Raw genomic sequence first — 10,435 nt, forward strand, 5'->3', positions numbered from 1 at the left:
CCAACGCCAGGGCCCTGCGGATCTGCCGCGAGTCCGACGAGCGCGTCATCAGCCTCCTGACCGCCTTCGTCACCCGCGGGTCCCTGGCCGGCGCCTTCCAGAGCGCCGGCCCGCACTGGGCCTGCCGCATGCTCTACCGGGCCGCCGACGCCTTCCTCCACGACCTGATCTCCGCGCGCTCCCCGATCGACGCGCGGCTGGTCACCCGCAGCGTCCTCGAGGCGGCCCACCGCACCCTCGGCGACCCCCTGCCCCTGCCCGACTCCCCGCCCGAGCACCCACGCCCCGCACGACATCCCGTACGACATCCCGCACGAGAGGCTCCTCCATGTCCGGATACGCCCTGTCCCACGTCGACCTCAGCGTCAGCGACCTCGACCACGCGGAGAAGTGGTACGGCCGGCTCCTCGATGCCACCTGTGTCCTCGAAGGCACCAACGACGAGTACGGGTTCGCCTTCCGCTACCTGAAGACCCCCGCCGGCACGCTCCTCGGCCTCATCCGGCACGCCGAGCGGGACGCCGCTCCCTTCTCGCCGCGCCGGACCGGCCTCGACCACCTGTCGTTCGCCGTCGACTCCCCCGAAGAGCTCCGCGCCCAGCTGCAGAAGCTGACCGACCTGCGCATCCCGAACAGCGGCATCATCGAACAGCCCACCGGTGACGCGATCGCCTTCCGCGACCCGGACGGGATCCAGCTCGAGTTCTACCGGCTCACCACCCAGCCCTGACCCGTCACGGGCAGCAGGGGCACCCGCCGCCCACGGGGCCCACCGCCCACAGGACCTGACGGCCGGTTCTGTGGGCGGCTTCACGCCATTTCTCGTGCGCGGCGCGGGGGCCGGCCGAAGCCGGAGCCCTTCACTCCCGAGCGCGTGCAACGCCGTTGGGAACAAACCCGTCCGTTCTCCCCGCCGGGGCCGTGTCCAGAAGGTGCGGCTTTGCTAGCTGGATTCGTTCGGCCGACCATACGATCGCGACATTCGGTCCGATCAGGACGGATGAGAGCACGCGGCAGGGTACCGGGGGAACGTGATGCGCCGACGCTGGCTCGATCTGACCCGCAGGTGGGTGGCTACGACGCTGCGTCGGCGGGCCGCCCGCAGAGAGGCCTGCCGCGTCGTTTCGGACATGCCGCTGCCCCACCCCTTCAGCACGGCCGCGTTGATGGCGAACATGGAGGCCGTACGGGGCCGACGGATCGAACTGGTCTCGATCCCGGACCGCGTGCTCGGCCAGGCCGACATCTGCGGTCTGCTGCTGCGGCACGAGCGGATACCGGTGGACCTCATCCTCATCGCGGAGAGCATCTCCGGGTACCACCGGCAACGGGTGATCTTCCACGAGCTGGCACACATGTGGTGCGACGACCTCGGCACGCATCCCGAGCAGGCGGACAGGTTCCTTCCCGGCCTGCCCCCGGAACTGCTCGACCGACTCACCGGCCAGGGCGCCGCCGTCCTCGCCAGGCACCGCTACGACACTCCCGTAGAGGTGCGGGCCGAGATGGTCGCGGACCTGCTGCACCAGATGGCCTTCACCGTCGAACGCATCGAGGACGGCACCCTGCGGGGCCTGGACGAGACCCTCTCGTCCCCCTTCGCCCGTCCGAAGCGGAGCGGGTGTGGTGGCTGACTACGTCACCTGCCTCATCGCGGCTCTGCTCCTCGTCCAGGCCGTTCTGCGCGTGCCCTCCGCACTGCGCGGCCGGATACGGGAGCGCTCGCTGTGGGGGGCGCTGACGGCCTTCGCCGGCGCCTGGCTGATCAGCACCAGACTCGGAACGCACCTCGTCAACTCGATGGGCGTGGACGAGCTGGCGACGCTGCTCGAACACGATCTCAGCGTGGCGGGATCCTGCGTCCTGCTCCGATACGTCGCGGCCGTGTACCAGGACGGCGGCCCGGGCGTGCCCCCCACCCGTACGGCCCGCCTCACCAGGGCCCTGCAGCGCTACGGCTCGGCCGCTTCGGTCGTCGTGATCGGCGCCATGACCGCCGTCTTCCTCCTGGGCCTGGACCGCGGACCGGTCCCGGAGGGCTCCCACTTCATGGACCGGCACGCGGGCGAAGGCGACCTGGCCCTCTACCTCACCTTGTTCTACGGTCACTGCGGTGTCGTGATCACACTCTGCGGATCCCAGTGGGCGAGGGCCACGAGGGAGGCCCACCGCCCCACGCTGCGGGCCGGACTGGCCCTGATGACCACGGGCATGGCGGCAGGGGCGGTGTACACGGCCCTGCGCGCCGTCTACGGCATCGTCATCGCGGCCCGTCCGGTTCCGGCGGGCATCGCCCGCGTGGAGGAAGCCGTGGCCGACGACCTGCTCTACGCGACGTTCCTCTGCTGGGCCCTCGGTGTACTCGCTCCGGCGACCCAGGCTGCGGTGAACCGCCGGCGGGCCTTCCGAGCGCTCGCGGGGCTGCACCCCCTGTGGCGCGACCTGGCCCTCACCGCACCTGACCTGGTGCGTCAGGCACCGAGCCGCCTCTTTCCGGGCTCCCGGGCCGCCCGCCGCCTCAACACCCTGCGCGATCTGACGGCACACGACGGTTCGGCGCAGGTACGGCTGGGGCGCTACGTCACCGAGATCCGCGACGTCATCCACTCGATGCGCCGCCAGGCACCGGACGACCTCTACCAGCTCGCCCTGGAACTCGCGGAGAGCGAGGGGCACCTGGGTCTGGAAGCGGAGGCCACCGCCCAGGCCTACTGGATCATGTCGGCACGCCTGAACATGCGCGATCCGGTACGCGCGCCGGGTGTCCCGGCCGAGTTCCCTTCGTCGGGGGACGACTTCTGCTCGGAGGAGGTCCCGTGGCTGCTGCGCGTGGCGGCGGTCTACGCGAAGGCGGACCGCTCGATAGCGAGGGAAGTCCTGGCCGACGCCCACGCGTGAGCCGTGCCCGACGATCACATGATCCACCGGACAGTGCCTACGGGACAGCCCTCAGGGCGTACGGGTCCTGCTCGGTGTCCAGCAGCGGGCGGAGGAACTCGGCCGCCTCAAGATCGCCCGGTGAGCCGGGGGCGGCCCGGGCTCCCCCGCGGGCTCGGAGTCGATCCCGGCCAGTGCGACGCGCAGCGCACGGCGGTGCGGGCTGTCGGCGCTCAGCGGGTCGCCGCTGCGGATCAGCAGGGCCTGCAGGACCCAGTACGTGCCTCGGGCGGCCGCCCACGTCACGGGGTCGACACCGTCGGCCCAGGGGCGGGTCACGTCGACGCCGTCCTCGACGAGTCGCCAGACCACTTCGTCACGTCCGGCGTACGCGGCGGCGGCCAGCAGTGGGGGAAGGTGCACCGCGTGATTGTGCCCGCGAGGGCGACGACGGGGCGGACGGATTCTGTCCGGCGCCGCCATGATCCGCCGGACAGCCCTCAGCCGCATTCGTCGACGACGTCGCCGATGAAGTCGAGCAGCTCCGCGGGCAGCCCCGCGCCGCCCCCGCGGGCGGCGATCCCGGCGAGCCCGCCGCGAACGAGGCGCATGCCGCTGATGATCCGGTGCACCTCGGCGTCGTCGCTCCTGAAGAACAGCGGCGGAACGGCCAATGCCGCCGCCAGCGCTTCCAGTACCCCGTCGGACACGGCCTGCGTCTCGCCCGTACGCAGGCTGCGCACCATCGCTTCGGTCAGCACCTCGGCGCCGGCCTTGAGGTTGGCGTGTGCCGCGATCTCCGCGTCCGAGGGATGGGGGGCCGCGTAAGTCTGCTCGAGCAGGTAGCCGATCTTCTCCGCGAGACTGCGCGGCAGCCGGGCGGGCGCCGGCGACGGGGCCGGCGACGTCGGCGGGGCATCGGGTACGTGACGGTGCGCCGGGGCGGGTGACGCGTCCCGCCGGCCCGCCTCGAAGGACCGGTCCTGGGCGGCGAGCAGCTCGGCGGCGCTCACCCCGTACGCGTCGGCCAGGAGCGGGACGAACCTGTCGGAGAGGCGCCGCTTGCCGCGCTCGGCATTGGCCACCGGCCCGGCACTGCGCGTTCCCGTGATGCCCGCCGTCTGGTACTGGCAGTAGCCCGCGTCGCAGCGCAGGTCCGCGAGGTCGGGAGGCGAGGTCCGGGGGAAGAGCTCGTCGAGGTCCATCGCGACCGCCTGGGCGAGAGCGGGGAGCTTCTCGCCGTCCGGCTGGGACTTGCCGCTCTCCCACCCCACGACCGCGGGGACGGTGACCCCGAGCTGATCCGCCACGTCCCTCTGGGTCAGGTCAGCGGCGCGGCGCACTCTGCGAAGCAAGGGTCCGTCGACGTGACGAACTGGCATATGGGTACTCCTGGGCTGCGTCGGGGGACGTAACTACTGTAGCCACCAACAAACTTGATCGCTCCACTAAAGCTAGATAACTTCATTTCAGCGAAACTGACTTGGCACTCCCTGCCGTCTGCCGCGCCTGCGGCAGGCGTGCCGAGTCGCGCCCGCGGCAGGTTGCCGCAGCCGCGATTCCCCAGGGGGAGCAGATCACATGGGGGCGATCAGAACATGGGTACGCAAGCCTGCAGGAGAAACAGTGCGTCAACACCGCTCGGGGCGACGGCCCCATGCGCCGACGCGTCGCTGCGGGCTCCGCGCAGACTCCGGCGGAGACCGTGCCGCGCCCCCCTCGCGCACGCACCGCTGTGCCACCCCGGCAGGGGTGCGGACCGTGCCACCCCGGCCGGTGGGCCTGTTCTCCCCGCCTTGCCCTTAGCCTCCCCGGCCGCGCACGTGGGACGGGTGCGTCCGGCATGAGCGTCGAGCACATGGCCATGGTGATCAACGCCGCCGGTCTCGACGGCCCCGAGAAACTGCTCCTGCTGGCCTACTGCAACCGTACGGATGCCCACGGGTACTGCTGGCCGGGGCAGAGCCGCCTCGTCGACGACACCGGAACCTCCGCGGCCACGGTCAAGCGGGTCAAAGGACGCCTCATCCGGAAGAACTTGATCAAGTCGGTCAGGCGGATCAACCCCACGACCGGCGAGTCCATCACCAACATGACGCGGGTCAACCTGCCCCTGCTCAACTCGATGAAGCGGCCGCCGAAGGACTACGACGACAACACCATCCAGCAGCTCACCTTCGAACCGGAGGAACCCGCGCCGGCCAAGCGCGTACGCACCGTTTCAAAACCCGCCGACCTGCGGCCGGCTCAAGATGGGCCCGCCCCCTCCCACAGCGAGGCCACGCCCTCCCACCTGCGGACAGCTCAGGATGATCCCTCCCCCGGGCTCACCATGCGTCCGCACCCGGCTCAAGATGAGCCCGCAGGGGTACCCAACCTGAGCCCGCGGGCGGGTCAGCCTGAGCCACTAACCGTCAGGGAACCACCAGGGAACCATCAGAAACCCTTCCCGCCTTCCGAGGAACCGGGAGCGGACCACGCGGGAACCTCCCCCTGGCGGCCTTCGGACGGGGAGAAGCCCGAAGCGGTACCGAACACCGCGGGGGTCCGCCTCCTCACCGCGGTCGGCGTGCACGACCCGTCGCTGGCGCTGCACGGCAGCGTCCTGCGCGACCAGGCCAGGCGGCTGGACGTCCTGCTGGACGAGGGCTGGCTGCCCGAACAGCTGGCGCCCGGGCTCTCCCGCCCACTGCCCCACCCCGTCCTGACGAGTGTGGGCGCCTTGATGGCCGCGCGGATCACGACCTTCGCGCAGTCACCCTGCCCGGCACGCCTGGGCGGAGAGCTTCCGCGGCCCGCGCGAGGTTCCTGGAACGGGACTGAGTACACGAAGCGGGAACCGACCCCTGTTCCCCCCGCCTATGTCCACGGGGCATACGCGAGCGGTCCCCTCAGGGAGTGCGAGGAGTGCGGCCGGCCCGTTCTGATGGAGGGCGGCCTGTGCCCCCCGTGCGCGGGCTACGCCCGCTGCCACGCCTGCGGTACGTGGGTACGCCCGGGCACGGCCTGCCGCAAGTGCGCGGAGGCTCCGTCGTGACCTGAACGCGCACGGCATCGGCCGTGCGCGGCGGCCGGCCCGGGCAAGCGACAGCCCGGGCCGGCCGCGTGGACGACACCGCTGCCGGGCGCCATTACCTCCGAGGTAATGGCGCCCGGCAAAAAGGGTCGCCCGTTTTCAACACGCAGCGCTTTGCGCCACCGGCCAGGTCAGACGCCGGCGGGGGCGGCCGGGGCCGGCGAGTGGGTGACGGCGTCGGCGGAGAGCTCGGAGGCGGTTTCCTCCAGGTCGGGGTGGGTGGCGGCCACGCCGCGCAGGATGCGCAGGAGCGACTGGGGTTCCAGGGGGCGGCCGTTGACGGTGGTGAAGAGGTGGCCGGTGTCGGGGAGTGCGGCCGCGCGGTACGGAAGGTACTCGTCGATGGCGCGGACGGCGTCGTGGTGGACGGGCTGGAGGCGCGTCGCGTCGCTGGCGGCGTTCTTCTGGGGGACGTCCCAGGTGGTGCGGTGCTGTTCCTGGTGGCGGCCGCGCAGGCGCATGGCGGCGATCTGGCCGGGGCGAAGGACGTCCTCCTCGGAGCCGCGGCCCCAGAGGTAGTGGTTGAGGCAGAGATAGACCAGGGCGCGGGCGCGGTGGGGGCTCTCGCGGCGGGTGCCCTGGTAGCGGTCGGCGGCCTGGGCGAGCCAGCGGCACTGGTCGGGGGTCCAGAGCTCGCGGCCGGGCAGACCGGCGGCGAAGTTGCCACCGCGCTGGAACTGCAGCGACTTGGCGGTGCCGACCGGTACGAGGCCGGGTCCGCCCGCGCCCGCCGGGGTCTCTAGCCAGCGGTAGAAGGAACGTACGGCCCCGCAGGCGGCGTCGCGCGAGCGGGCCGCGCCGGCGTAGCCGACGGCCCACTCCTGCAGGGCCGCCGGCGTGGGCCGCAGATAGGCCTCGGGGTCCGGGAGCCCCCCACCGCCGCCGCAGCCCGCGGTGAGCCAGTGCAGGACCGCCGGCCGGTAGTGCTCGACGGCCTGGTAGCTGAAGTGGCCGCTCGCCTCGGAGTTCGGGCCCGCGAGCCACTGCTCGACGAGCCCGACGACGTCGTGATCCATCGGACCAAATTAGCCGTTCGGGCCCGACAGCCCGCACGGCAGGGGCCCGGCGTTCCGCGGGAGGGGGCTGCCTCGCCATGCCACAGGGCCGGCTTTCACCTCGCCGACCCCGCGCACGACGCCGCGCTCGTGTCCACCGACTGACACCCCCCACGCCGCATGAGTCAGTTGTTCGGTCGGTGCCGATCTTCGAAGCTCTCGCCCTCGCGACACGCTGTGGACCCGGACACCGCGAGTTGCGAGACGGCTCGCCCAGGCTCATCCAGGCTTGTCGACGCGAGCCCAAAGAATTTCGGACGGCGATGTCGAGAACCTGTGGCTGGCTCCGTCCCCGTATTGAACGCGACCACAATGGGCCGCACCAGCGAGGAGAAACACGATGGCCAAGTACTTGCTTCTCAAGCACTACCGCGGCGCCCCGGCTGCGGTCAACGACGTGCCGATGGAGAAGTGGACGCCGGAGGAGATCTCGGCCCACGTGCAGTACATGCGCGACTTCGCCACCCGGCTCGAGGGGACCGGCGAGTTCGTCGACGGCCAGGCGCTCGCCCCCGGCGGCACCTTCGTCCGGTACGACGGCGAGGGCCGCCCGCCGGTCACCGACGGCCCGTTCGCCGAGACCAAGGACCTCATCGCCGGGTGGATGGTGATCGACGTCGACAGTTACGAGCGCGCCCTCGAACTGGCCGGAGAGCTGTCGGCCGCCCCCGGGGCAGGCGGGGAACCGATCCACGAGTGGCTGGAACTGCGCCCGTTTCTGGCCGAGCCGCCCGCCGTCACGGAGTGACCCCGTCCGTGGACGAGGCCCTGCTGCGCGGCCTCACCCCTGGTGTGCTCGCGATCCTCGTCCGCCGCGGAGCCGACTTCGCGGCGGCCGAGGACGCCGTGCAGGACGCGCTCGTCGAGGCGGTCCGCGTCTGGCCGGCCAGCCCTCCGCGGGATGCGAAGGGCTGGCTGGTCACCGTGGCCTGGCGCCGGTTCCTCGACGCGACCCGGGCGGATGCCGCCCGCCGCCGCCGTGAGGACCGCGTAGAGGAGGAATTGGCGCCCGGGCCCGCGCCCGGGGTGGACGACACGCTCCAGCTCTACTTCCTGTGCGCCCACCCGTCGCTGACGCCGTCGTCCGCCGTCGCGCTCACGCTGCGCGCCGTCGGCGGGCTGACCACCCGCCAGATCGCCCAGGCCTACCTGGTGCCCGAGGCGACCATGGCGCAACGCATCAGCCGGGCCAAGCGCACCGTCTCCGACGTGCGCTTCGACCAGCCCGGCGACGTCGCCACCGTGCTGCGCGTCCTCTACCTGGTCTTCAACGAGGGCTACTCCGGCGACGTCGACCTCGCCGCCGAGGCCATCCGGCTCACCCGGCAGCTCGCGGCCGCCGTCGACCACCCCGAGGCGGCGGGGCTGCTCGCCCTCATGCTGCTCCACCACGCCCGGCGCGCCGCACGGACCGCGCCCGACGGCAGCCTGGTGCCACTCGCCGAGCAGGACCGCGGCCGGTGGGACACGCGGCTGATCGCCGAGGGCGTCGGGATCCTCCAGACGGCCCTCGCCCGTGACCGGCTGGGCGAGTTCCAGGCCCAGGCCGCCATCGCGGCACTCCACGCCGACGCACCGGCCGCCGAGGAGACCGACTGGGTGCAGATCGTCGAGTGGTACGACGAGCTCACGCGCCTGACCGACAGCCCCGTCGTCCGGCTCAACCGCGCGGTCGCCGTCGGGGAGGCCGACGGACCGCGCGCCGGCCTGGCGGCGCTCGCGGCGCTGGACGCCTCACTGCCCCGCCACGCCGCGGTGTCGGCGTACCTCCACGAGCGCGATGGCGACCTGGCGACGGCGGCACGGCTGTACGCCGAGGCAGCCCACAAGGCACCCAACCTCGCCGAGCGCGACCACCTGACGCGTCAGGCCGCCCGCCTCAACGCCCGCCGGTGTCGCTGACGGGTCGCGCCCGGTTTTTGCCCCGGCGCTGGGGCCCCTGCTCGGCACGGACCGGCACGGGCGGGGACCTGGCTGCCCGCTTTAATTACTTGTAACAGATCTAGGGCCACCCACTTCCCCTCCCGCGGCGTACCAAGGTCCGGTACCCAAAGGTGCGGCGCGGGGCGGGACCCGGCGCCCTGAGGTTAGTGGGTGGCAAGCCGTCTGTTACAAGTAATTCCTACACTGTGAGACGAAAGAGCAGGATCGTCATCCCACGGATCAAGGTCCCACTCATCGGCAAGAGCCGGCCACATGCGCCACAGCCTGGCCAGGGGCGGCCCGTGGAGGCGACGAAAGACCCCGCCCCTACGATGGGCCGATGGCATCGATCAAGCAGTTCCAAGTCACCTTCGACTGCGCGGAACCCGAGCGCCTCGCTCGTTTCTGGTGCGAGGTGTTGGGGTACGTCATACCGCCGCCACCGGAGGGGTTTGCCACTTGGGACGATTTCAAGCTCTCGCTGCCGCCTGAGCAGCAGGACGCATGGTTTGCCTGCAGTGATCCCTCAGGCGTGGGCCCACGCCTGTACTTCCAGCGCGTCCCCGAAGGGAAGGCCGCCAAGAACCGGCTGCATCTTGACGTACGGGTCGGCACCGGACTCGTGGGTGAAGAGCGCCTCGCCGCACTCGAGGCCGAGTGCGCACGACTGGTCCCGCTCGGCGCGATACACGTGCGAACGCTGTATGACGGCACTGATTCGTGCATCCCGATGCAGGACATCGAGGGCAACGAGTTCTGTATCGACTGAGTGGCCGCCAACGCGCCACCTTCGCGAGTCGACCGGTGCGGTTCGCCATCACGAGGGTCGCCGTACCGCGGCGCGCCAGCAGGGTGCACCTCCCGCGATCGTCGACCGGGCCAGGAACTCGGCGCGGGAAGACCGGGAGTACGCACGCTCGCGGGAATCCCGAGCTCGTGAGCAGGCCGGGCGGCGGTTGCAGGAGGCACAACGCGTCGCCACCGAGAGGGAACGGCGCCCGAGCCTCGCACCCGAGGCAGCCGGAGCCGAGAACGCGTTGCGCCTTCGCCTTCAGAACCTGCTGCAGACAGCTCGTCCACCGATACAGACACCGCCCGCTCCGGCACCCCCGCCGCGACGGCAGGGCCCTGAGCAACGCCCACCGGGCCGAGGACTATCCCGGTAAGAAGCCGACCGGCCCCGCATCGATGACGCTCGTTGAAACGACCGCCGTCCACAGCCGGCTTTGAGGACGCCCGGTCATCGGCGCCCAGGCCGCGCCGGCCGCCGAGCGGCCAGAGCTGAAGGTCTCATGATCCATCGCGCAGATGCTGGCTGCTCCGTTGGTCTGAGCGCCGCACACGGTGGCTTTGTTCACGAGAACCGGGCTCTGGCACACATTGCGTGAGTGACCTGGGGTGGCTTCATCGGGCTCGTGCACCCTCCGATCCGTGCTGGTTACTGGCCTGGTGCCTCCGGCTGTCGCAGGACCAGAAAGATCTTTCGCTGAGTAGGCCCGGAGCG

10 protein-coding genes are annotated in these 10,435 nt (G+C 71.5%); 7 read left to right on the plus strand and 3 right to left on the minus strand.

From position 1 onward, the window contains the following. Positions 1-328: 328 nt before the first annotated feature. The 3 genes from J7F03_RS41230 (at position 329) to J7F03_RS23645 (ending at position 2,898) form a co-directional block, all read left to right on the plus strand. Positions 329-730 (plus strand): VOC family protein, encoded by a 402-nt coding sequence (locus J7F03_RS41230; protein ID WP_251072367.1) that lies wholly within the window; start codon positions 329-331, stop codon positions 728-730. 400 nt (positions 731-1,130) lie between these two features. Then, entirely contained in the window at positions 1,131-1,634 is a 504-nt protein-coding gene (locus J7F03_RS23640) for a hypothetical protein (RefSeq protein WP_214952626.1), read from the plus strand. Beyond that, positions 1,627-2,898: an MAB_1171c family putative transporter gene (locus J7F03_RS23645; protein WP_214952628.1), complete on the plus strand. Its 1,272-nt coding sequence runs from the start codon at positions 1,627-1,629 to the stop codon at positions 2,896-2,898. Before J7F03_RS23640 ends, J7F03_RS23645 begins: the two co-directional genes overlap by 8 nt. A 51-nt stretch (positions 2,899-2,949) precedes the next feature. Here J7F03_RS23645 and J7F03_RS23650 read toward each other — a convergent pair whose 3' ends face one another. Both J7F03_RS23650 and J7F03_RS23655 read right to left on the minus strand, forming a co-directional pair. Further along, on the minus strand, positions 2,950-3,300 hold the full coding sequence (locus J7F03_RS23650; RefSeq protein ID WP_214952630.1) for an ankyrin repeat domain-containing protein: 351 nt from the start codon (positions 3,298-3,300) through the stop codon (positions 2,950-2,952). A 77-nt stretch (positions 3,301-3,377) separates the two neighbouring features. Beyond that, complete coding sequence (locus J7F03_RS23655) at positions 3,378-4,259, minus strand: helix-turn-helix transcriptional regulator (protein WP_214952632.1); 882 nt, start codon at positions 4,257-4,259, stop codon at positions 3,378-3,380. A 461-nt stretch (positions 4,260-4,720) separates the two neighbouring features. On the opposite strand from J7F03_RS23655, the gene J7F03_RS23660 reads away from it, so the two are divergent. Beyond that, positions 4,721-5,914 (plus strand): helix-turn-helix domain-containing protein, encoded by a 1,194-nt coding sequence (locus tag J7F03_RS23660; RefSeq protein WP_214952634.1) that lies wholly within the window; start codon positions 4,721-4,723, stop codon positions 5,912-5,914. 170 nt (positions 5,915-6,084) lie between these two features. Here the strand turns inward: J7F03_RS23660 and J7F03_RS23665 are convergent, their stop codons facing one another. Then, positions 6,085-6,969 (minus strand): hypothetical protein, encoded by an 885-nt coding sequence (locus J7F03_RS23665; protein ID WP_214952636.1) that lies wholly within the window; start codon positions 6,967-6,969, stop codon positions 6,085-6,087. A gap of 379 nt (positions 6,970-7,348) precedes the next feature. Here J7F03_RS23665 and J7F03_RS23670 point away from each other — a divergent pair, with 379 nt between their 5' ends. The 3 genes from J7F03_RS23670 (at position 7,349) to J7F03_RS23680 (ending at position 9,700) form a co-directional block, all read left to right on the plus strand. Beyond that, positions 7,349-7,756, plus strand: coding sequence for a YciI family protein (locus J7F03_RS23670; protein ID WP_214952638.1), 408 nt, complete (start codon positions 7,349-7,351; stop codon positions 7,754-7,756). A gap of 8 nt (positions 7,757-7,764) precedes the next feature. Continuing rightward, complete coding sequence (locus J7F03_RS23675) at positions 7,765-8,910, plus strand: RNA polymerase sigma factor (protein WP_214952646.1); 1,146 nt, start codon at positions 7,765-7,767, stop codon at positions 8,908-8,910. Between the two features lie 361 nt (positions 8,911-9,271). Then, on the plus strand, positions 9,272-9,700 hold the full coding sequence (locus tag J7F03_RS23680; RefSeq protein WP_214952641.1) for a VOC family protein: 429 nt from the start codon (positions 9,272-9,274) through the stop codon (positions 9,698-9,700). The last annotated feature ends 735 nt before the right edge of the window (positions 9,701-10,435 follow it).

The sequence above is a fragment of the Streptomyces sp. ISL-43 genome (genome assembly GCF_018614195.1).
GTDB lineage: Bacteria > Actinomycetota > Actinomycetes > Streptomycetales > Streptomycetaceae > Streptomyces.